Raw genomic sequence first — 21,739 nt, forward strand, 5'->3', positions numbered from 1 at the left:
GACCTGCGCTTGGCTTTCGTCTAGCTCGTCGACCCGGCTACCGGCGGGCCGGCGCGCCCGCTCGCGCCGCGCCCGGAGGGCGACCGCCCGGCGCGGAGGAGCCCGCGGTACGACGCAGCAGCCGTACGGGTCGTTCCTCCATCTTCGTCTGGAGTTCGTAGGGGTGGGCGCCGCGGCGTCCGATCTGCATCCCGGAGGAACGCGAACGGTACATCGAGACTCCGACGAGAAGGAAGACGCCGAACCAGATGAGGTTCATGGGCTTGAAGACGCGCTTGACCCACGTCCAGAAGCCCGCGGTCTTGTGCCAGCCCTTCACGTTGTTGGCGCTGTCGGTGAACTTGCCGACCGCCTCGTCGACGTCCATGACGCTGGTCCCGGCGCCGCTGAGCGTGTTGCCCGACAGCTGCGTCCCGGCGATGTTGCCCTTCAGCGTCACCGCGTGACGGCTGGCCGACTGGACGGTGTTTCCGGTGATGGCACCGCTGGCGTCGCGGACGTACAGGGCGGTCTCGGCGCCGCTGATCACGTTGCCGGAGACGGTGCCGCCCGCGACCTGGTCGCGCAGCACGATGCCCTGCCGCGCCGGGTCCTTGATCTGGTTGCCCGAGATCTGGACCTTGGTGGTCTTGTCGCGCACGACGATGCCCATGTCGCCGCCGAAGATCCGGCTGTTCTGCAGCGAGACGCTGTCGCCGCCGAGGATCTCCACGCCGTAGCGGCGGTTGTTCCTGGCGATCGCGCTGATCACGGTGTTGCCGCCGAACGCGTTGATCGACTCGCCGGACGCCGAGGGCCCGTCGGACAGCGCCTCGCCGTTGAGGCTGAAGCCGTTGCCGCCGTTGCCCTCGGCGGTGCAGTTGGTGACCCGGACGCCCTCGGTGCCGCGCGACAGGACGAACCCGTCGCCGCGGCTGCGCGAGACCGTGGTGTTCTCGATGACGGCGTTCTTGGCGAACCGGTGCAGCTGCACCCCGTGCACGAGGCTGTCGCGGATGGTGTTGTTGGTCAGCTGGGTCTGGTTGGACGCCGTGACGAACAGCCCGTAGGCGTTGCCGGTGATCGTGGTGTGGTCGATCACGCCGCTGACCAGGTTGGCGGCGGGCACGTGGAAGGAGGTGCCCTTGCCGCCGCCGGGGGCGGTGACCTCGATCTCGTCCCGGTTGCCCCGGGTGCTGTCCCGGCCGCCGTTGGGCAGCTGGACGCCCCGGTTCGGCGCGGTCGCGGCGGTGAGCCGCTGGGCCGCCGAGTCGGGACGGTCGGTGCCGGTCAGCGACAGGCCGCCGGTGCGCCCGCTCCAGAACCCCAGGTTCGAGACCTGGGTGTGCTTCATGCTGAACTCGCCGCCGATGGCGCGGATGTAGGAGCGCCCGTCGGTCGGGTTGGTGTCCGGCGCACGGGTGGTGTCGTTCCAGCTGGTGAAGCGCACGGGGTTCTGCGGCGACCCGTTGACCTTGAAGTTGGCGCCGAAGCTCACCAGGGCGGTGAAGTTGCCCGGGATGCTGCGCATCCGGATGGTCAGCGGCCCCGAGGAGTTCTGCAGGACCACCTTGGCGCCGTCGGCCGCGATGATGCCCTTGCTGAGCAGGTAGGAGCCGTCGGTCTGCTTCTCCAGTGCCTTCTGCTTCTCCAGGTCGGCCACGTAGTACGGCTCGCGCCGCTGGGGCAGGACGAGCGTCTGGCCGTTGGCGGAGTTGGCCTCATAGGGCTGGCGGACCTGCGCCGCCGTCGCCCCGCCCGCCTGCAGCGCCGACTCGTGGGACGCGCGGACCGTCATGATCCGCGTGTCCTCCTGGTCGACGAGCGTCGCCTGGGTCTTGGCGGCCTCCTGCGTGACGTCCTTGACGCCCGGAAGGTCGTCGCCCTTGCCGGTCCACTCCAGGTAGCCGTAGGTGCCGCCGCCCGCGAGCCCCAGGACGAGGACGGTCGTGACGACCTTCCCCGCCTTCCCCTTTTTCCGGGGCGCGGCGTCGCGCGGGGGCGTGGGAGGACCGCTGCTCGGCGGTGTCGTCATGTCAGCGCCCCTTCCTGGTGGGCCGCGGGACGCCCTGGACGGGCGTCGGCGCGGCGGAGGGCCGCGGAGCGCCGGGGCGCCCGCCCTGGCCGTTCTGGCCGTTCGGCGGCACGCCCTGGCCGTTCGGCGGCGCCCCCTGGGCCGGGCCCGGCCGTCCGTTGGGCGGCGGGCCCTGCGGGCCGCGCTGCTGCGGCTGGTTCGGGCGGTGCGGGTTCTGGCCGCCCTGCGGCGTCCCGTTACGCCCGTTGGACCGCGGCGCGGGCGGCGCGGGCGGCGCGCCGAGCGGCATCACCGGCTCCTGGCTCGGCGGGGCTCCGCGCCTGCCCTTGTCGCGCTTCTTCTCCTTCTTGTCCTTGCCGCGCTTGCCCCGGCCCTGCTTGCCGCCGTTCGACGACGGGAGGGGCGCGACCGGCGAGGAGGAGGGCGAGGGCGACGCGGCGCCCACGCGGGTGACCGCCGCTCCGGCCACGGCCGCTCCGGCCACCGCCGCCCCGACGGGCGCCGGCGCGGGAACGGGGGCGGGTGCGGGCGAGACCGTCCCGACGGGACGTCCCACCGCCGGGCGTCCAGGCATGGCCGCCTGACCGGCGCCGACCGGCACCGGCTGCGCCGGGCCCGCCCCGCGCCGGGGAAGGCTCCACACCGGGCGCTTCTCCAGCGGGTCCTGGAAACGGTAGGGGTGCAGGCCGATGCGCGCGGCGCGCATCTCCTTGGAACGGAGCATCGAGAAGATCACCATGACGAACACGGCGACCCAGATGATGTTCATCGGCTTGATGTAGCGCTGGGCCTTCATCCACAGGGACGCGGTGTCGGTCCAGCCGTCGGTGTTGTTGTCCGACGAGACCACCTTGCCGCTGGACGCGGAGGTGCTGACGGCGCTGGTGCCCCGTCCGCTCAGGGTGTTGTTGCGGGCCTCGGAACCGCCGTTGGAGCCGCGCAGCGTGATGCCGTGCGCGCTGGCGCCCTGGATCTGGTTCCCGACCATCTTCCCGGTGGAGTTGCGCAGGTAGATGCCGGTCCGGGCGCCGATCACGGTGTTGCCGGCGATGTTGGCGTTGCGGACGCCGTCGCGCAGCGAGATGCCCTGGCGTCCCAGCTTCTTGGCCTCGTTGTAGACGAGCTGGATCTGGTTGCCCGAGATCTGCACGTCGCGCGCGGCGGAGCGGACCACGATGCCCATGTCGCCGCCGCTGATCTTGCTGTTGGAGACCGAGAGCTTGTTGCCGCCCTGGAGCTCGACGCCGTAGTGGCCGTTGTTCCTGGCGACGCTGCTGTTGATGGTGTTGTCGCTGAAGCTCTCCAGCGACTCGCCCGAGGCGGAGGGGCCGTCGGCCAGCGCCGTGCTGTTGACGGTGAAGCCGTTGCGCCCGTTGCCGTCCGACGTGCAGTTGGCGATCGTGACCTTCTCGGTGGCACGCGACAGCACGAACCCGTCGCCGCCGCTGCCGGTCACCTGGGTGTTGCGGATGTTGGCGTTCTTGGCGAACCGGTGCATCAGCACGCCGTGCACCAGGCTCTTGTCGATCTTGTTGTTGAGGATCTGGGTCTGGTTCGATCCCGAGACGAAGAGCCCGAACGCGTCGCCGGTGATCGTGCTGCCCTCGATCGACCCGGTGACCAGGTCGGCCGCGGGCACGTGGGTGGCGGTGCCGCCCGGCGTCTCGCGCTGGATGTCGCCGGGGCCGCCACCGCCGCCGCGTCCCTGCTGGTTCTGCTCCATCCGCTTCTTCTTGGCGGCGTGGCGCTGGTCCTTGTTGAGGTGCTTGACCGCGCTTTGCGGACGGTCGGTGCCGGTCAGCGCGATGCCGCCGGTGCGGCCGCTCCAGAAGCCCAGGTTGGAGACGTTGGCGTGCTTCATCTTGAACTGGCCGCCGACCGCGCGGATGTAGGGGCGGCCGTCGGTCACGAGCGTGTCGGTCTGGCGGGTGCGCGGGTCGAAGCTGCTGATCTCGACCGGACGCTGGGGCGTGCCCTCGATCTGGATCTGCCCGCCGAAGCTGACGATCGAGCTGAACGAGCCGGGCACGCTGCCCATCCGCAGCACCAGCTTGCCCGCCGGGTTGCTGAGCAGCAGCTTGGCGCCGTCGGCCACGAAGATGTGCGCCCCGACCAGGTAGGAGCCGTCGGGCAGCTTGCTGAAGAACTTGCCGCCGATCTTGGCGAGGTCGGCCGGGGTGTAGGGCTTCTCGTTGTTGGTCGGCGGAAGCACCAGGGTCTTGCCGTGGCTCGAACCGTAGACCAGGGGCCGCTTCCAGTTGGCGGTCTGGTTGCCGCCGATCTGGAGGGTGGCGGCCAGCACCGAGCGGATCTGCATGATCCGCTGGTCCTCCTGGTCGACGAGAGCCGCCTGCCGCTTGGCGTCCTCCACGGGGTCGGCGTGCGCCACCGGGCCGCCGAGGCCCGGCGCGAGCGCCACCGGGACGGAGAGTCCCAGCCCCAGTGCGGCCGTGAGCGCGAAGGCCCGGCGTGCCAGACCCCCGGCTCCCCGGCCCCGCTCGCGCGGGGCCCGGGTCCGCGGGGCCCGGATTCGTGTCGGATGGCGGTGCGGCAAGGTCACCTCTACTTCCCCACTCCCTGCAGGGAGGCGGCGCTCTGGCCGGCGCCGCCGACCTGGTCGGCGGAGCGCGTCAGCCAGCCCTGCTTGTTCATGGTCACGAACGCGTACAGCTTGACCGGCAGGGAGATCATCATGATGATCAGCGCGGTCAGCGGCAGCAGGAAGATCTCCATCGGGTGCCGCTTGAGGTGCGAGTATCCGCGGATGCCGCGGCCGAGCAGCACCCAGCCGATGGCCAGCGAGATGCCGAGCGGGGTCAGGTTCTCCAGGATCCGGCTGAAGATCAGGTAGCCCAGGGTGACGCCCATCGTGACCGGCGTGAGCAGGATCTGCAGCACGGTCACCTTGGTGACGAACGGGGTCTTCCAGAGCCAGCCCTTGTAGAGGGCGGTGAGGTAGGTGCGGTAGGAGTTGCGGCTCCACCGGACGCGCTGCTTGTAGAAGGCGCTGAACTTGTCCGGGAACATCGAGATCGCGCGCGCCGACTGCTGGTGCACGGTCTTGTAGCCCTGCGAGAGCACCAGCCAGGTCAGCCGGCCGTCGTCGCCGGCGATGCAGCGGCGTCCCAGGAAGAACTCGTTCTCCAGGTTCTCCACGACCGGCAGGATCGCCGCGCGCCGGTAGGCGGCGGTGCGGCCGGACAGGCAGGCGACGCCGCCCTTGCTGCCCATGGCCGGGACGTAGTCGTAGTAGCGCAGGTTGACCAGCCAGTCGGCGATGCGGCGCCAGACGCTGGTCTCGCGCTGGAAGACGTTCTGCTGGGTGCCGACGCCGCCGACCTGCGGGTCCTCGAAGGGCATCTGCACCGAGTCCAGCAGGCCCGGCTGCCACCAGGTGTCGGAGTCGGCCATGACGACGATCTCGCCCCGGGCGGCGCGGATGCCCACGCCCAGCGCCGAGCGCTTGCCGGAGTGCTCGTAGACCAGCACGTGCAGCCGGGGGTCGGTCACCGTGGCGAGCTTGCGCTGCGCCTCCTGGTCGGCGATGTCGATGACGATGATGACCTCGCTGGGGTTCTGCCCCAGCCAGCTCTCCAGGCAGTTCATCAGGATGTCGGGGTCCTCGCGGAACGAGGGGACCACGACGGAGACCGTCGTCCGGAAGTTGTTGACCACCGGCTTGTCCATGCGCGACAGGATGATCCGGTAGAGCCAGAGCCCCCACACGAGCAGCCCGGCGAAGCCCAGCGGAACGAACTTCCGCCAGTCTCCGCCTGCGGTGGCGCCCGCGATCGCCTCCCAGGCGTCATTCAGCCACCCAGTGACAGACGACAAGACTCCTCCTCACGTGCGGCTCCGGGGTGAGCTGCCGACCCTTGCGGCCCCGTGCCAACCACCAGTAAGAGTGGTCAGCTTGCCAAAAGGTTCAGGTCGGGTGGACCGGGTCAAAGTGACTCGTGGGGCAGAAGGGGGTAGTCCTTCGGGCACCCCTGGGTCAAGAAAAAGTCATCAAAAGTTGCTTAATCGATGTCCAGGCAATGTCGTGGATCACTCACGGACATGCTTCCGAAACCTCCGACTGGGAGTCGGAGTCCCTGTAAATAGGTCGAAGTCCTATTTTGTCTGTTTTGTCCGGTTTCCGGGTCAAGATCGAGAAGGTGCCCCGTCAAGGATGTGATTCGTGTCACATTTCGATCCAAGGGACCCGAGGAATGTGTCGCGAACGCCGGAATTGGGCAACGGCGGCGGGGTTGGCGCTGGTTACCAGCGGGTAGCATGGTGGCGAGTTACTAATCGGTACGCCATGCGGGGCGCGAGCCGCCGCCGGATCTAACGGAGTGTTCGAATGGGGCACTACAAGGGCAACCTCCGGGACCTGGAGTTCAACCTCTTCGAGGTCTTCGGACGCCAGGAGCTTCTCGGCAGCGGCCCGTATGCGGAGCTGGACGAGGACACCGCGCGCAGCGTGCTGGAGGAGGTGAACCGCCTTGCCACCGGCGCCCTGGCCGACTCCTTCGAGGACTCCGACCGGAACCCGCCGAAGTTCGACCCCCAGACCGGCACCGTCACCATGCCGGAGAGCTTCAAGAAGTCCTACGCGACCTACATGGAAGCCGAGTGGTACCGGCTGGACCTCGTCCCCGACTTCGGCGGCATCGGCGCCCCCCGCAGCCTCGCCTGGGCGGCCGCCGAGCAGGTGCTGGGCTCCAACCCGGCCGTCCACATGTTCTCGGGCGGCCCCGGCTTCGCCCAGATCCTCTGGAACATCGGCACCCCCGAGCAGAAGAAGTTCGCCGAGCTGGCCCGTGACCGCCAGTGGGGCGCCACGATGGTGCTGACCGAGCCGGACGCCGGCTCCGACGTCGGCGCCGGGCGGGCCAAGGCCGTCCAGCAGCCCGACGGCACCTGGCACATCGAGGGCGTCAAGCGCTTCATCACCTCGGCCGAGCACGACATGGCCGAGAACATCTTCCACCTGGTGCTCGCCCGCCCCGAGGGTGCCGGGCCCGGCACCAAGGGCCTGTCGATGTTCCTGGTGCCCAAGTACCTGGTCGACCTGGAGACCGGCGAGCTCGGCGAGCGCAACGGCGCCTACGTCACCAACGTCGAGAAGAAGATGGGCCTGAAGGTCTCCACGACCTGCGAGCTCACCTTCGGCGAGAAGCACCCGGCCATCGGCTACCTGGTGGGCGACGTCCACGAGGGCATCAAGCAGATGTTCATGGTGATCGAGTTCGCCCGGATGATGGTCGGCACCAAGGCCATCGCCACCCTCTCGACCGGGTACCTCAACGCCCTGGAGTACGCCAAGGAGCGCGTGCAGGGCGGCGACCTGACCCAGATGACCGACAAGGCCGCGCCCCGGGTCACCATCACCCACCACCCGGACGTGCGCCGCAGCCTCATGACCCAGAAGGCCTACGCCGAGGGCATGCGGGCGCTGGTGCTGCTCACCGCCACCTACCAGGACGCCGTGCAGATCGCCGAGCACGAGGGCCGCAAGGACGAGCTGGCCGAGAAGCTCAACGACCTGCTGCTCCCGCTGGTCAAGGGCTTCGGCTCCGAGCGCGCCTACGCGCTGCTCGGCAGCGAGTCGCTGCAGACGCTGGGCGGGTCGGGCTTCCTGCAGGAGTACCCGATCGAGCAGTACATCCGCGACTCCAAGATCGACACCCTGTACGAGGGCACCACGGCCATCCAGGGGCTCGACCTGTTCTTCCGCAAGATCCTGCGGGACAACGGCGAGGCCCTCAAGCACCTGTCCGGCGAGATCAAGGCGTTCGCCGAGAGCGACGCGGGCAACGGCCGCCTCAAGACCGAGCGGGCGCTGCTCGCGCAGGGCCTCCAGGACGTCGAGGGCATCATCCAGCCGATGGTGGGCTGGGCCCTGGGCTCCATGGAGAACCCCAAGGAGATCTACAAGGTCGGGCTGAACTCCACCCGCCTGCTGCTGGCCCTCGGCGACCTCATCGTGGCCTGGCTGCTGTGCCGCCAGGCCGAGGTGGCGCTGGCCAAGCTCGGCGGCGGCGACGTCTCCGACTCCGACCAGGTGTTCTACAACGGCAAGGTCGCCGCGGCGCAGTTCTTCACCTCCACGGTGCTGCCGCGCCTGTCCTCCGACCGCGCCGTCACCGAGGCCACCACGCTGGACGTCATGGACCTCCCGGAGGAGTCCTTCTGACCGGCTGACCCCAGCTGACGCCGGCTACGGCGACGGCGGCCCCCGTCACCCCGAGTGGCGGGGGCCGCTGCGGCATTGGCACCGGATCACTACCCTTGGCCCGGAACCGACCCGTCTGCGCCCCCGAATGAACCGGAGTTCCCATGCCGGCCCGCCGACTCGCCGTCCAGCTCGCCGTCCCCCTCACCGGGCTGCTGCTCGCCTCCGGATGCTCCGACTCCGACAAGGCGGGCAAGTCAGATCCGCCCCGGGCCAAGGGCGACGGCAAGTCCGAGTCCAAGTCCGCCACGCCCTCGCCCGAGACCGGCGGCAAGCCGGTCAAGGAAGGGTGGTTCGGCGCGGCGCAGGGCCTGCACGCCACGGTGGAGATCAAGGGCGTCGAGCGGCAGAGCGGCAAGGCCGTCCTGAAGTACAGCGTCACCTCCAAGGACACCGCCGCCAAGTCGGTGCCGTTCGCGCCGGCGATCCTCGACCCGGTGGGCCGCAAGCTCTACAAGCCCAGCGCCCCCGCGCCCGCGGCCGAGTCGTTCGCCCCGGGCGCCACCCGGGAGATGACGGCCGAGTACCCGGCGCTGCCCGCTTCGGCGCAGAAGGTCACCGTCCTCACCCAGGGGACGGCGGGCGAGTTCACCGGCGTCCCCGTGACCGGCACCGGCGACGCCCCGGGGGGCGGCCAGCCCAGCGGCGGCTCGGGCAACCCCCTCGACCTCTACGACATCACCGAGGGCGAGATCAAGGACGTCACGTCCAGCGGCTCGGACGTCAAGATGAACCTGCGCTCGGACGTGATGTTCGCGTTCAACTCGGCCAAGCTCTCCAGCCAGGCCAAGCAGATCCTCGACCAGGCCGCGGCGGAGATCAAGCAGAAGGCCGACCCGCAGAAGCGCCCGCTGACCTTCAACGGCCACACCGACAGCAAGGGCAGCGACCAGTACAACCTCAAGCTCTCCCGCGACCGCGCCGAGACGGTCTCCAAGGAGCTGAAGAACCGGCTCGGCGGCACCTTCAAGTACTCCGCGCACGGCAAGGGCGAGGCCGAGCTGATCGCCAAGGAGGGCGGCAAGGACGACGCCAAGGCGCGTGCCCGCAACCGGCGCGTCGAGATCTCCTACGTCGTCCGGCAGGAGGCGCCCGGCGCCACGACCTCGACCACGGCGGCCGCCGACGGCCGGGGCGGCGCGGTGACGCCCGCCGCCTTCCGCGCCCAGGACGGCCAGACCGTCGCCAGCCGGTTCGGCCGGTTCGACGGCGCCAAGCGCCGCCTGGACGTCAAGCCCTTCTACCGGGACGGCGCCTACCTGGTCGCGGTCTGGGAGATGACGAACGAGGGTCCGGGCACCACACCGCCCGAGGCCGCCTACCCGCACAAGGACTACCCCGGCGGGTTCTTCACCTCGTTCTCGGTCGTCGCCCCCAACGGCAAGGACGTCTACCGCGCCGTCCGCATCGGCCAGGCGGCCAGCGGTGGCAGCGCCGCCTACGTCGACCCGGGGCGCGCGACCTTCCGCACCGGCGCCAACGAGCCCGTCCGGGGCTTCGCCTACATCCCCATGCCCCCCGGCAACCCCACCACCGTCACCTTCGACGGCGGGCCCTTCGGCAACGTCAACAACGTCCCGGTCACCGGCTGATCCACGGCGCGCCCCGCCCCTCGGGGCCGTTTCGGTCGTGATTTGAGTTCTTAGGGCGCTCTGGGGGGTGTGTGACGAGCCGGTCGGGCGGATAGTTAAAGAGAACGGTTACGGATCGTCTGGCGGAGGTCATCGCATGGGTGTCGGCGTCAGCATTTTCACGATCACCCTCGGGCTGATCCTCAAGTTCGCGATCCGCGAGGACGCGATGAAAGACCCGGTGGACATCCATGTCATCGGGGTGATCCTGATCATCGTGGGCGGCGTCTCGTTCGCGCTCCAGCTGCTGATGATGGTCAAGATGCAGCAGCGCACGCAGAACGGCGCGGACAACAACCACCGCGACCGTCTCTACGACGGGGACAACCCCCCGCCGAAGTGACGGGCCGCGCGCCGATCGCGGGCCGGGTGGTGGGGCCCGGGTTCGCGATCGGCGCGCTCCGCCGTCAGTGCCAGGCCAGGATCCGGATCGGGTCCTCCAGCATGTCGCCGACGTCGCGCAGGAACCGCGATCCCTGCTCGCCGTCGATCACGCGGTGGTCGAACGAGAGCGCGAGCGTGGTGACCTTGCGGACCGCCAGCTCGCCCTCGTGGACCCAGGGCATGTCGCGGATCTGGCCGATCGCCAGGATCGCCGACTCGCCCGGCGTGATGATCGGGGTGCCGGTGTCGATCCCGAACACGCCGATGTTGGTGATCGTGATGGTGCCGCCGGACATGTCGGCCGGGCTGGCCTTGCCCGCCCTGGCCGTCTCGGTGAGCGCGGTCAGCGCCCGGGCGAGCTCGGGCAGCGACATCGCGTGCGCGTCCTTGACGTTCGGGACGATCAGGCCCCGCTCGGTCGCCGCAGCGATCCCGAGGTTCACATAGCGCCTGACCACGATCTCGTCCGGTCCGCCGTCGCCGTCGGCCCACACCGAGTTGATCGACGGGTTGCGCGCGACGGCCGTGAGCAGGGCCTTGGCCACCAGCAGCAGTGGCGAGACCTTGACCTCCGAGAACTCGGGAAGATCGCGGAGGCGGCGTACGGTCTCCATCGTGCGGGTGACGTCCACCTGGAGGAACTCGGTGACGTGCGGCGCGGTGAACGCCGACGCGCTCATCGCCGCCGCGGTCGCCTTCCGCACGCCCTTGACCGGGATCCGCTCCTCGCGCGCCCCCTGGTCGGCCGGGGCCGCCGGGGCCGGGGCGCGGGTGGCCGCGTGGACGTCGTCGCGGGTGATGGAGCCCTGGGGCCCGCTGCCGACGAGCGCCGCGAGATCCACACCGAGGTCCTTGGCCAGCTTCCGGACCGGCGGCTTGGCCAGCGGGAGCGTTCCGTTGTCCACAGGCTGTGGACGAGCGGGTGCCGTCGGAGCCGGGGCCGCTGCGGCCGGGGCGGGTGCCGAGGGAGCCGGGGTGTCCTTGCGGGCACGGCGCTTGGTGGCCCCGGGCTTGACCCCGTAACCGACCAGCACGGGCTGGCGCTTGGGCTCGTCCGGCGTGACGGCGCCCGGCTCCTGCGGGGTGGGGACAGGCTCGGTGGACGCCGCGGGAGCGGCCTCCCCCTCGGCGCCGACGCCCACCGAGATGATCGGGACGCCGACGTCGACCGTCTGCCCCTCGCTCACCAGCAGCTCCGACACCGTGCCCTCGAACGGGCTCGGCAGCTCCACGATCGCCTTGGCGGTCTCGATCTCGACGATGGTCTGGTTGACCTCGATCTCGTCGCCGGGCTTGACGTGCCACTTGACGATCTCGGCCTCGGTCAGGCCCTCGCCGACGTCGGGCAGGTTGAACTTCTTCAGCTCGGTCACGGCGTCACCAGGAGAAGGTCCGGTCGACCGCATCGAGGATGCGATCGAGATCGGGCAGGTAGTGGTCTTCGAGGCGGGACGGCGGGTACGGCGTGGAGAAGCCGCCGACGCGCAGCACCGGCGCCTCCAGCCGGTAGAAGCACCGCTCGGTGATCCGCGCGGCCAGCTCGGCGCCGTAGCCGCTGAAGACCGGCGCCTCGTGCACGACCACGCAGCGGCCGGTCCGGTTCACCGAGTCGGTCACGGTGGCGATGTCGAGCGGGTTCAGCGACCGCAGGTCGATGACCTCCAGCGACCGTCCCTCGTCCGCGGCGGCTCCCGCGGCCTCCAGGCAGGTCTTCACCGCCGGGCCGTAGGCCAGGACGGTCACGTGCTCGCCCGGCTGGACGACCCGCGCGGCGTCGAACGGCGTCCACTCCGAGGCCGCCGCCTCGACGTCCACCGGGGCCTTGTCCCAGTAGCGGCGCTTGGGCTCGAAGAAGATCACCGGGTCGGGGGAGGCGATCGCCTGGCGGAGCATCGTGTAGGCGTCCGACGGGTTCGAGCACGCCACGACACGCAGGCCCGCGGTGTGGGTGAAGTAGTTCTCCGGCGACTCGCTGTGGTGCTCGACCGCGCCGATGCCGCCGCCGCAGGGGATGCGGATGACGACGGGGAGCTGCACCGCGCCCAGCGAGCGCATGTGCATCTTGGCGAGCTGGGTGATGATCTGGTCGGCGGCGGGGAACACGAAGCCGTCGAACTGGATCTCGCAGACGGGACGGTAGCCGCGCAGCGCCAGGCCGATCGCGGTGCCGATGATGCCGGACTCGGCCAGCGGGGTGTCGATCACCCGCTCCTCGCCGAAGTCCTTCTGGAGCCCGTCGGTCACCCGGAAGACGCCGCCGAGCTTGCCGACGTCCTCGCCCATGATCAGGACCTTGGGGTCGTCTTCCATGGACTTGCGCATGCCCTCGTTCAGCGCCTTGCCCAGCGTCAGGGCCTCGACCGTTCGCGTCATGACGACACCTCCTCGCCCTGGGATCCTTCAAAAGAGGCCAGGTAGGCGGCGAAGCGCTCCTGCTCCTCGGTCATCAGCGCGTGCGGCTCGGCGTACACGTGCTCGAACATCGACAGCGGCTTGGGGTCGGGCAGGGCCAGGCACGCCTTGCGGACCTGGTCGGCGATCTTCTTGGCCTCGGCGTCGACCTCGTCGAAGAAGGCGGTGTCGGCCAGGTCGTTGCGGACCAGGTAGGCCTTGACCCGCTCGATCGGGTCCTTGAGCTTCCACGCCTCTTCCTCGGCCTTCAGCCGGTAGCGCGTGGGGTCGTCGGTGGTGGTGTGGGCGCCCATCCGGTAGGTGAACGCCTCGACGAGTGTCGGGCCCTGACCGGTGCGGGCGTTCTCCAGCGCCTTGCGGGTCACCGCCAGGCAGGCCAGGACGTCGTTGCCGTCCACGCGGACGCCGGGGAAGCCGTAGCCCTGCGCGCGCTTGTACAGCGGGATGCGCGACTGCTTCTCCAGCGGCTCGGAGATCGCCCACTGGTTGTTCTGGCAGAAGAAGACCACGGGAGCGTTGTAGACCGAGGCGAAGACGAACGACTCGTTCACGTCACCCTGGGAGGTGGCCCCGTCACCGAAGTAGGCGATGACGGCGCCCGCCTTGTCGGTGCCGAGGATGCCGTCGCGCTGGACGCCCATCGCGTACCCGGTGGCGTGCAGCGTCTGGCTGCCGATCACGATCGTGTACAGGTGGAAACCGTGCTCGGCCGGGTCCCAGCCGCCGTGGTTGACCCCGCGGAACAGCCCCAGCAGGTTGACCGGCGGGACGTCGCGGCACCAGGCGACGCCGTGCTCGCGGTAGGTCGGGAACACCATGTCGTGCTCGTTCAGGGCCCGTCCGGAGCCGATCTGGGCGGCCTCCTGGCCGAGCAGCGAGGCCCAGAGCCCGACCTCGCCCTGGCGGGCCAGCGCCACGCCGCCGAGGTCGATCCGCCGGACGATGACCAGGTCGCGATAGAGCGAGCGGATCTCGTCGGTGGTCACGTCGAGCGGGTAGTCGGGGTGCTCGACCCGCTCGCCCTCGGGTGTGAGCAACTGGACGAGCTCGCTGTCCGCGAGCTCTGGGGTGTCCGGCGCCCCGCGCACGGAGTCGATCGTCATTGATGACACTCCTCGTTCGGGGCCGGAACGCGGGATCGCCGCGTGCCGGCCGACGTCAGTGACATCGTCCCGATAAGGACAAATGCCGCTAATGCCATCGTGGCAGACCTCACACTATGCGGCGCAAGCCCCGCTTTCCGAGGACGCACAACCGATCCCTACCCGTCCGGGGATCGCCATTCACCTGACCGCGCGATCACTCCCGGGACAGCGAGCGCGTCGCCCCGGCCGCCACGGTCAGGCCGAGGACGAACCCCGCGGCCACCAGCAGGTTCGCGATCCACTGGTAGACCCCTTCGGGGGCGAACACGCGCTCCTGGCCGAGGTCGCCGACCGGCAGCAGGAGGTCGAGCGTGTAGAAGAAGGCGTTGAAGTGCGGGTGGTCGTCCTCGTTGAGGATGCCGGGCTTGTGCAGGGAGAAGACGATCGTGCCGAAGGCCAGCAGCCCGATCAGCCAGCTGGCCGCGCGGAACGGGCGGTAGCCGTAGCCGACCAGGACGTCCTGCATCAGGCCCACGACCTTACGGGACGGGCCCTGGGTCTTGCGCCGGTCGCGGGCCTTGGCCAGCAGCACCGAGCGGCCGTCGGCGTCCAGCCCGAGCGATCGGTAGGTGTGCGCGAGCCTCTCGTAGGGCTGCGGCTGGTAGCCGTCGGTGTCGCGGCGCAGCCAGGCCAGCCGCTCGCGGGCCGTCAGCGGGGGTTCGAGCGTGTCGTACTGGAGGCCGTCCAGCTGGAGCCGGTCGGGCCAGGTCGCCTTGTCGTCGCGCAGCAGGTTGAGGCGGGCGAAGGACAGGTCGACGGTGCCGGTGACGGTCTCGGCCGGGCGCAGCAGCACCTCCTCGGCCTGGAGGCGCTGGAGGCTCAGCGCGGTGCCCGACTGGTTGTGCAGGTGGGCGCCGCGCAGGTTGAGCTGCCCGGTGATCCGGGCGCCGGCGAAGCTGACCGTCCCCTCGGCGGTGAAGCCGTCGGAACAGTACACGTCGGTCTCCACCGCCAGGTCGTCGGCGTTCAGCGCCGTCTTCTCGGGATGCGAGAGCTTGGCCCCGACGAACGACAGGTACCCGCCGACCCGGGCGCCGCGCAGCCGGATCTCGCCCTCGGCCTTGAAACCCCCGTCGCAGAACACGTTGGACGCCACCTCCAGGCGGCTCGCGTACAGCGCGGTGCCGGACGGGTTGCGCAGCCGCGCCTCCCGGAAGATCAGCTGGCCGCCGACCCGGGCGCCGGGCAGGCGGACCTCGCCGTCGGCGGTGAACCCCTGGTCGCAGTAGACGTTGGCGTCCACGGTCAGCCGGTCGGCCAGCAGTGCGTCGCCCCCCGGGTTCGACAGGTGCACGCCCGACATGTTGAGGATTCCGGTGACGCTGGCCCCGTCGAGCCAGAGCCCGCCGGTGATGCGGCTTCCCTCAAGCCACAAGTGGCCGTCCACCCGGGTGCCCGAGGCGATCAGGCCGGGCAGGCGGCAGCGCATCAGGTGGACGCTGTTCATCGTCGTCCAGTACAGGTGGGGCGCCTCGTCGAAGACGCAGCCGGTGAGGGCCAGGGGCACGCTCACCTCCGCGTGCCCCAGGTTGAGCTTGCCCACGATCCGGGCGCCGTTCAGCCGCACCGCCGCCACATGGCCGGGTTCGGAGTCCTGGGCACCGGCCAGCAGCGCCACCAGGACCTCGGCCCGGACGAGACGTTCGGGCCCCCAGTGCTCGGGCCGCTCGTTCAGCATCGGGTCGGTGCTGGAGAGGTCGACCGAATCGCCGCGCGGGAACGCCTCCCAGAGCCGGCGCTCAGGTGGTGACAGTTCCTCGATGTTCATCGGACGGCTCCGTTCATCGGGCGCGTGACGGGGACGGTTCGGTGTGTCCGGTAATGGTGCCGTACGCTTCAGGCCGTAAGGAAACCGCAGATCAATGAGCGGTTCAGCGAGCAGAACAGTGAGGGGGCGATCGTGGCGCGCGTCGTCGTCGACGTCATGCTCAAGCCGGAGATCCTCGATCCCCAAGGTCAGGCGATCGTCCGAAAGCTTCCGCAGATGGGCTACGAGGGGATCAGCGGCGTCCGCCAGGGCAAGCGCTTCGAGCTGGAGCTCGACGGCCCCGCCGACGAGGAGGCCCTGGAGCGGGTCGGCAAGGTCGCCGAGACGTTGCTGGCGAATCCGGTCATCGAGACCTTCGAGATCCGCGTTCTCTGACGGGCGTGTCGCGGGCCCCGCGCCGGGCCCCTTTTCCCGGCCGTGAAGCGGCTTTCGGTGCCCGAGGGGACGCATGGGGTCACGGAGGCGACACGCCTGGTAAAAGGCATTGCCGTTTGCCCGCCGCCAAAGGAAAGAACCGGCAGTGTGGCGATTACGGAAGATTCCGCCGGGGAAGTCTTAGCTGCGTCGAGTCTTCGCGTTCCGGGGACCTCACGTACCGGAGCCGAGGCCGGCGCCAGGGGGCCTGGGACGGACACGAGGTGACCGGTGGACATGAAGTTCTCGCTCGCGCTGCCCCGCGAGGCGTTGAGCATCCCGGTGATCCGCAGCGTACTGGGCGACTCCCTGCGCGGCCTGGGGGCCTCCGAAGACTGCGTGGCCGACCTGCTGGTCGCCACCTCCGAGGCGTGCACCAACGTGATCCAGCACGCTCGCGGCAGCGGAACCTACGAGGTCGTCGGCCAGGTCGACGACGACTGCTGCCGCCTGAAGATCATGGATTGGGGCCGTGGCCTGCGGAATGTCCCCAGTGCCCAAGATCGTGGTGATTTGGCCGAATCAGGGCGTGGTATTAGGATCATGCGGGCGCTGGTGGACGAGCTGAGCATCGACTCATCTCCCGAGGTCGGGACGATCGTTCACCTCAAGAAGCGCCTGACCTGGCGGGACGAGGCGTTGATACGGCGCCTTGACCGCCGGCTCGCCCGAAGCGCCGGGTAGATTGGTACGCGCGCGGGGGGATCGCGGCGCGCACCGATGAACGTCATCCACCGGGTCGAGCGGATACCGCTCGTCCCGGCCGCCCTCATTTCGGAGGATCAGAAGAGATGGACGCTGCCCGGGTCGGGGTCATCACCTTCCCAGGTTCGCTTGACGATCGGGACGCCGCACGGGCCGTGAAGCTCGCGGGCGCCGAGCCGGTCGCCCTGTGGCACGCGGACCACGAACTGCTGGGCGTGGACGCGGTCGTCCTGCCCGGAGGGTTCTCATACGGGGACTACCTGCGGGCCGGCGCGATCGCCAGGTTCGCGCCGATCATGACCGAGCTGATCGCCGCCGCCAAGGCGGGGCTTCCGGTGCTCGGCATCTGCAACGGCTTCCAGGTGCTGTGCGAGTCGCACCTGCTGCCCGGCGCGCTGCTCCCGAACGCGGGCCTGCACTTCGTCTGCCGCGACCAGCGCCTGCGCGTCGACAACGCCGAGACGTCCTGGACCTCCGACTACCGCGAGGGCCAGGAACTGGTCATCCCGATCAAGAACGTCGACGGCCGCTACACCGCCGACAAGCAGACCATCGAGGAGCTGGAGGCCGGCGGCCGGGTGGTCGCCCGCTACCTCGACCTCAACCCCAACGGCTCCCTCGGCGACATCGCCGGCATCACCAACGAGGCCGGGAACGTGGTCGGCCTGATGCCGCACCCCGAGCACGCCGTGGAGTCCCTCACCGGCCCGTCCACCGACGGGCTCGGCTTCTTCACCTCCGTCGTCAAGAGACTGGTCAACGCATGAGCGAGCGCCCCAACCCTCCGGGCACCGAGGACGAGGACGCCTTCGAATGGCTCGTCGACCTCAAGTCCGACGCCGACGACCCCGAGCTCCAGCCGGTCGACCCCGCGGTGACCCAGGCGTTCGAGGCCATCGCCTCCGAGGGCGACCGCGAGTCCGGCGCGGCCCCGGCGTCCCCGACGAGCACCAGCCCGGACGTCTCCGCCGACGCGGCCCAGGGCCCGCAGCCCGCCGTGGACGACAGCGGCCCGCTCCCGGCCGTGCGCGACAGCGGCCAGCACCTCACGTTCGAGAACACCGGGCCGCAGCCGACGATCTCCGGCACCGGGCCCCTGCCCGCCGTCCCGAGCGGCCCGGGCACCGGCCCCCAGCCCGCCATCTCCAACACCGGCCCGCAGCCCGCCGTTTCCGGCACGGGCCCGCAGCCCGCGATCCCGAACACGGGCCCGCAGCCCGCGATCTCCGGTACCGGGCCGCTTCCCCCGGTCTCGGGCGGCCCGGGCACGGGTCCGCAGCCCGCGGTGTCCGGAACCGGCCCGCTGCCCGTGGTCTCGGGCGGCCCGGGCACCGGCCCGCAGCCCGCCGTCCCCGGCGGCCCCGGTACGGGCCCGCAGCCCGCCGTGCCGCCGTCCGACCCCGCGGGCGGCATCGCCGCGCTTGAGGCGCTCTCGGCGGGCACCCCGACGACGGAGACCACCGAGGCCCCCGGAGCGGCGCGTCCCCTCCCCGCCCCGGCACACGGCGCGGCGGAGCCGCAGACCGACACCGTCGCGGTCGCCGCCTCGACGCCCGACCGGCGGCAGCCGTTCGCCGAGCTCGGCATGAACGAGGAGGAGTACCGGCGCGTCCGCGACATCCTCGGCCGCCGCCCCACCTCGTCCGAGCTGGCGATCTACTCGGTCATGTGGAGCGAGCACTGCTCCTACAAGAGCTCCAAGGTGCACCTGCGCCAGTTCGGCGAGAAGGCCCCCAAGACCGACGCGCTGCTGGTCGGCATGGGCGAGAACGCCGGCGTGGTCGACATCGGCCAGGGCTGGGCGGTCACCTTCAAGGTCGAGTCGCACAACCACCCGTCCTACGTCGAGCCCTACCAGGGCGCGGCCACGGGCGTGGGCGGCATCGTCCGCGACATCATGTCGATGGGCGCGCGCCCGGTCGCGGTGATGGACTCCCTGCGCTTCGGCCCGGCCGACGCCCCCGACACCCAGCGGGTCCTGCCCGGCGTGGTGGCCGGGGTCGGCGGCTACGGCAACTCGCTCGGCCTGCCCAACATCGGCGGCGAGACCGTCTTCGACGCCTGCTACGCGCAGAACCCGCTGGTCAACGCGCTGTGCATCGGTGTGCTCAAGCACGAGGACATCAAGCGCGCCATCGCGCCGGGCCCGGGCAACAAGGTCGTCCTGTTCGGGGCCGGAACGGGCCCGGACGGCATCGGCGGCGCCTCGGTGCTGGCCTCGGCGACCTTCGACGAGGAGTCGGCCGCCAAGCGCCCGGCCGTCCAGGTCGGCGACCCGTTCATGGAGAAGCTCCTGATCGAGTGCTGTCTGGAGCTGTTCGCCGAGGACCTCGTGGTCGGCATCCAGGACCTCGGCGCCGCCGGGGTCTCGTGCGCGACCACCGAGCTGGCCGCCGCGGGCACCGGCGGCATGCGCGTCGAGCTCGACGCCGTCCCGCTGCGCGACGCGACCCTGCTCCCCGAGGAGATCCTCATGAGCGAGTCGCAGGAGCGCATGATGGCGGTGGTCGAGCCCGGCAAGGCCGACCGCTTCATGGAGATCTGCCGCCGCTGGGAGATCCCGGCGACCGTGATCGGCGAGGTGACCGACACCGGCCGCCTGGTCATGACCTGGCGCGGCGAGACGATCGTCGACATCCCGCCCGGCACCGCCGCCGACGAGGGCCCGGTCTACGAGCGTCCCTACGAGCCGCCGGCCGACCTGGGCACCCTCCAGTCCGACACCCCGGGACGGCTGACGCGCCCGGCCAACGCCGACGACCTGCGCAACACCGTCCTGTGGCTGGCGGGCTCGCCCAACCTGGCGAGCAAGACCTGGGTGACCTCGCAGTACGACCGGTACGTCCGGGGCAACACCGTCCTGGCCATGCCGGACGACGCGGGCGTCGTCCGCGTCGATGACGAGACCGGCCTGGGCTTCGCCCTCTCGCTGGACGGCAACGGCCGCTACACCCGCCTCGACCCGTACGCGGGGGCGCAGCTCGCGCTGTCGGAGGCGTTCCGCAACGTCGCCGCCACCGGGGCCCGCCCGCTCGCGGTCACCAACTGCCTCAACTTCGGGTCTCCCGAAGACCCGGGCGTCATGTGGCAGTTCGCCCGCGCGGTCGAGGGCCTGGCCGACGCGTGCCAGTACCTGGGCGTGCCGGTCACCGGCGGCAACGTCAGCTTCTACAACCAGACCGGCTCCACACCGATCAACCCCACGCCGGTCATCGGCGTGCTGGGCGTGCACGACGACGTCCGGCGCCGGGTGAACATGGCCTTCACCTCCGACGGCGCGACGATCGCGCTGCTGGGCGAGACTCGCGAGGAGTTCGGCGGCTCGGAGTGGGCGCACGTCGTCTACGGGCACCTGGGCGGCCTGCCGCCCCTGGTCGACCTGGCCGCCGAGGCGGCGCTGGCCTCGGTGCTGGTGAACGCCGCGCGCGACGGGCTGCTGACGGCCGCCCACGACCTCTCGGACGGCGGTCTCTCGCAGGCGCTGGTCGAGTCGTGCCTGCGCGGCGGGCTCGGCGCGAAGATCACCCTCCAGGGCGACCCCTTCGTGTCCCTGTTCTCCGAGTCGGTGGCCCGCGCGATCGTGACGATCCGTCCCGGTGGCGAGGCGCGCTTCGCCGCCCTGTGCGAGGCGGCGGGCGTCCCGGTGTCGCAACTGGGCGTCGCGGGCGGTGACTCCCTGTCCGTTACCGGCCGCGCTGCGGAGGGCGACCAGCAGGAGCTGTTCTCGATTCCGCTGCACGAGCTCAGGGAGGCGCACGAGCGCACCCTGCCCAGTTACGCGGGCTGACGCCGTATCGACCGCCCGGCCATCAGGGGGTGGCCGGGCGGTCGCGTTCCCGTGAACCATGAGGTGGCGGGGGCGTCCGGGCACCCCCGGACTTGTCGTTAGGTAAGGCTTACCTTAGTATCGCACGGACGCCGGGCGTTCGCGGACTTCGTCCTGCCCGGCGGGACCAACCACCCGATTCTGAAGGTGAGCCGATGTCCCCCACATCGCATTCGACCGCGGGTCCTCCGTCCCCCAGGAAGATCTCCCTGGCGCTGACGACCGTCCTGCTGCTGGCACTGGGACTGACCGCATGCGGGGGTGACGACAAGGACTCCGGCGACGACGGCAAGGCCGCCGCCGGGGCACCGGTCCGCATCGAGCACAAGTACGGGACGACCGAGATCAAGTCCCCGCCCAAGCGGGTGGTGACCGTCGGCATGACCGACCAGGACGCCGTGCTCGCGCTCGGCACCACGCCCGTCGGCGTCGTTGAGTTCTCGGGGCTCGGCATCGGCATCGACAAGTTCCCCTGGAGCTCGGCCAAGTGGGGCGGCACGCCTCCCACGGTCGTCGGCCAGCGCGAGGACTTCAAGATGGAGAAGATCGTGGCCCTCAAGCCCGATCTGATCATCGGGCTCTACACGGGCATGAAGAAGGAACAGTACGACACGCTCTCCAAGATCGCCCCCACCGTCGCGCAGTCCGGCAAGCAGGCCGACTACGCGATGTCGTGGCAGGACATGACGCTGATCACCGGACGGGCGCTCGGCAAGGAGGCGCAGGCCAAGGAGCTGGTCGCCGGGGTCGACCGGCGCTTCGCCGAGGCGCGCCAGAAGAACCCGCAGCTGGCCGGGAAGTCGGTCGCGGTCGCCGACCCGTTCAAGCCGGGCCAGTACGCCGTCTTCGGCCCCGGTGACGCGAAGGTCGGGTTCATGAGCGGCCTGGGGCTGAAGGTCCCCGAACCGATCGCCAAGGCCGCGGGCAAGGAGGGCGCGGCCGTGATCGGCTCCGAGCGGCTGAACCTGGTCGACGTGGACCGGCTGGTGTTCCTCAGCTCCATCCCCGACATCAAGAAGACCGTCGAGGGCGACAAGGTCTACTCCGCGCTGAAGGTGGCCAAGGAGAAGCGCACCGTGTTCGTGCCCTACAACCCGACCGGCGCGGCGATCTCGTTCAACACCGTGCTGAGCATCCCGTACGCCATCGACCAGATGGTTCCGCTGCTCAACAGCCCGCGCTGACCAACGACGCACGAGCGGACCGGGTCGTATCACTGT

Annotated in this window: 15 protein-coding genes; 8 read left to right on the forward strand and 7 right to left on the reverse strand. The window is 70.4% G+C overall.

Annotation, left to right across the window (positions count from 1 at the left end; translation table 11 throughout):
• Positions 1-37: 37 nt before the first annotated feature.
• The 3 genes from ACQPY4_RS02060 to ACQPY4_RS02070 are packed head-to-tail and all read right to left on the reverse strand — an operon-like array spanning position 38 to position 5,848.
• A complete protein-coding gene (locus ACQPY4_RS02060) occupies positions 38-2,014 on the reverse strand; it encodes a right-handed parallel beta-helix repeat-containing protein (protein WP_433331780.1) in 1,977 nt (658 codons plus the stop codon).
• 1 nt (position 2,015) lies between these two features.
• Entirely contained in the window at positions 2,016-4,574 is a 2,559-nt protein-coding gene (locus ACQPY4_RS02065) for a right-handed parallel beta-helix repeat-containing protein (RefSeq protein ID WP_433331782.1), read from the reverse strand.
• 2 nt (positions 4,575-4,576) lie between these two features.
• On the reverse strand, positions 4,577-5,848 hold the full coding sequence (locus ACQPY4_RS02070; protein ID WP_433331784.1) for a glycosyltransferase family 2 protein: 1,272 nt from the start codon (positions 5,846-5,848) through the stop codon (positions 4,577-4,579).
• A 511-nt stretch (positions 5,849-6,359) separates the two neighbouring features.
• On the opposite strand from ACQPY4_RS02070, the gene ACQPY4_RS02075 reads away from it, so the two are divergent.
• The 3 genes from ACQPY4_RS02075 to ACQPY4_RS02085 all read left to right on the forward strand — a co-directional run bounded on the left by ACQPY4_RS02075 (position 6,360) and on the right by ACQPY4_RS02085 (position 10,208).
• Complete coding sequence (locus tag ACQPY4_RS02075) at positions 6,360-8,195, forward strand: acyl-CoA dehydrogenase (protein WP_433331786.1); 1,836 nt, start codon at positions 6,360-6,362, stop codon at positions 8,193-8,195.
• A gap of 143 nt (positions 8,196-8,338) precedes the next feature.
• Positions 8,339-9,826: an OmpA family protein gene (locus tag ACQPY4_RS02080; protein WP_433331788.1), complete on the forward strand. Its 1,488-nt coding sequence runs from the start codon at positions 8,339-8,341 to the stop codon at positions 9,824-9,826.
• A 136-nt stretch (positions 9,827-9,962) separates the two neighbouring features.
• On the forward strand, positions 9,963-10,208 hold the full coding sequence (locus ACQPY4_RS02085) for a DUF6458 family protein (protein ID WP_433331790.1): 246 nt from the start codon (positions 9,963-9,965) through the stop codon (positions 10,206-10,208).
• A 64-nt stretch (positions 10,209-10,272) separates the two neighbouring features.
• Here ACQPY4_RS02085 and ACQPY4_RS02090 read toward each other — a convergent pair whose 3' ends face one another.
• From ACQPY4_RS02090 to ACQPY4_RS02105, 4 genes are all read right to left on the reverse strand, one after another.
• Positions 10,273-11,655 carry a dihydrolipoamide acetyltransferase family protein gene (locus ACQPY4_RS02090; protein ID WP_433331792.1) on the reverse strand — a complete coding sequence of 461 codons (1,383 nt, stop codon included), beginning with the start codon at positions 11,653-11,655 and terminating at the stop codon, positions 10,273-10,275.
• Positions 11,627-12,622 (reverse strand): alpha-ketoacid dehydrogenase subunit beta, encoded by a 996-nt coding sequence (locus ACQPY4_RS02095; protein WP_433331794.1) that lies wholly within the window; start codon positions 12,620-12,622, stop codon positions 11,627-11,629. The genes ACQPY4_RS02090 and ACQPY4_RS02095 overlap by 29 nt, the downstream gene beginning before the upstream one ends.
• On the reverse strand, positions 12,619-13,764 hold the full coding sequence (pdhA, locus tag ACQPY4_RS02100) for a pyruvate dehydrogenase (acetyl-transferring) E1 component subunit alpha (RefSeq protein ID WP_433331796.1): 1,146 nt from the start codon (positions 13,762-13,764) through the stop codon (positions 12,619-12,621). Before pdhA ends, ACQPY4_RS02095 begins: the two co-directional genes overlap by 4 nt.
• 196 nt (positions 13,765-13,960) lie before the next feature.
• Positions 13,961-15,574 (reverse strand): hypothetical protein, encoded by a 1,614-nt coding sequence (locus ACQPY4_RS02105; RefSeq protein ID WP_433331798.1) that lies wholly within the window; start codon positions 15,572-15,574, stop codon positions 13,961-13,963.
• 132 nt (positions 15,575-15,706) lie between these two features.
• Here ACQPY4_RS02105 and purS point away from each other — a divergent pair, with 132 nt between their 5' ends.
• The 5 genes from purS to ACQPY4_RS02130 all read left to right on the forward strand — a co-directional run bounded on the left by purS (position 15,707) and on the right by ACQPY4_RS02130 (position 21,703).
• Positions 15,707-15,949: a phosphoribosylformylglycinamidine synthase subunit PurS gene (gene purS / locus ACQPY4_RS02110; RefSeq protein WP_433331800.1), complete on the forward strand. Its 243-nt coding sequence runs from the start codon at positions 15,707-15,709 to the stop codon at positions 15,947-15,949.
• Between the two features lie 276 nt (positions 15,950-16,225).
• On the forward strand, positions 16,226-16,672 hold the full coding sequence (locus ACQPY4_RS02115; protein ID WP_433331802.1) for an ATP-binding protein: 447 nt from the start codon (positions 16,226-16,228) through the stop codon (positions 16,670-16,672).
• Positions 16,673-16,779: 107 nt separating this feature from the next.
• The gene (purQ, locus tag ACQPY4_RS02120; RefSeq protein ID WP_433331804.1) at positions 16,780-17,460 is read left to right on the forward strand and encodes a phosphoribosylformylglycinamidine synthase subunit PurQ; all 681 of its coding nucleotides are present in this window, start codon (positions 16,780-16,782) and stop codon (positions 17,458-17,460) included.
• A gap of 818 nt (positions 17,461-18,278) precedes the next feature.
• The gene (gene purL, locus ACQPY4_RS02125) at positions 18,279-20,480 is read left to right on the forward strand and encodes a phosphoribosylformylglycinamidine synthase subunit PurL (RefSeq protein WP_433338766.1); all 2,202 of its coding nucleotides are present in this window, start codon (positions 18,279-18,281) and stop codon (positions 20,478-20,480) included.
• 194 nt (positions 20,481-20,674) lie between these two features.
• Positions 20,675-21,703: an iron-siderophore ABC transporter substrate-binding protein gene (locus ACQPY4_RS02130; RefSeq protein WP_433331806.1), complete on the forward strand. Its 1,029-nt coding sequence runs from the start codon at positions 20,675-20,677 to the stop codon at positions 21,701-21,703.
• Positions 21,704-21,739: the final 36 nt, after the last annotated feature.

The organism is Spirillospora sp. CA-294931 (genome assembly GCF_050946795.1).
In the GTDB taxonomy this organism is placed as follows: domain Bacteria; phylum Actinomycetota; class Actinomycetes; order Streptosporangiales; family Streptosporangiaceae; genus Spirillospora.

Bases quoted from the DNA above. Each gene is read 5' to 3' on its own strand.
- ACQPY4_RS02060 (WP_433331780.1), bottom strand. From the start codon at position 2,014: ATGACGACACCGCCGAGCAGCGGTCCTCCCACGCCCCCGCGCGACGCC.
- ACQPY4_RS02075 (WP_433331786.1), top strand. From the start codon at position 6,360: ATGGGGCACTACAAGGGCAACCTCCGGGACCTGGAGTTCAACCTCTTC.
- ACQPY4_RS02080 (WP_433331788.1), top strand. From the start codon at position 8,339: ATGCCGGCCCGCCGACTCGCCGTCCAGCTCGCCGTCCCCCTCACCGGG.
- ACQPY4_RS02085 (WP_433331790.1), top strand. From the start codon at position 9,963: ATGGGTGTCGGCGTCAGCATTTTCACGATCACCCTCGGGCTGATCCTC.
- ACQPY4_RS02090 (WP_433331792.1), bottom strand. From the start codon at position 11,655: ATGCGGTCGACCGGACCTTCTCCTGGTGACGCCGTGACCGAGCTGAAG.
- ACQPY4_RS02095 (WP_433331794.1), bottom strand. From the start codon at position 12,622: ATGACGCGAACGGTCGAGGCCCTGACGCTGGGCAAGGCGCTGAACGAG.
- pdhA (WP_433331796.1), bottom strand. From the start codon at position 13,764: ATGACGATCGACTCCGTGCGCGGGGCGCCGGACACCCCAGAGCTCGCG.
- ACQPY4_RS02105 (WP_433331798.1), bottom strand. From the start codon at position 15,574: ATGAACATCGAGGAACTGTCACCACCTGAGCGCCGGCTCTGGGAGGCG.
- ACQPY4_RS02115 (WP_433331802.1), top strand. From the start codon at position 16,226: ATGAAGTTCTCGCTCGCGCTGCCCCGCGAGGCGTTGAGCATCCCGGTG.
- purQ (WP_433331804.1), top strand. From the start codon at position 16,780: ATGGACGCTGCCCGGGTCGGGGTCATCACCTTCCCAGGTTCGCTTGAC.
- purL (WP_433338766.1), top strand. From the start codon at position 18,279: ATGAACGAGGAGGAGTACCGGCGCGTCCGCGACATCCTCGGCCGCCGC.
- ACQPY4_RS02130 (WP_433331806.1), top strand. From the start codon at position 20,675: ATGTCCCCCACATCGCATTCGACCGCGGGTCCTCCGTCCCCCAGGAAG.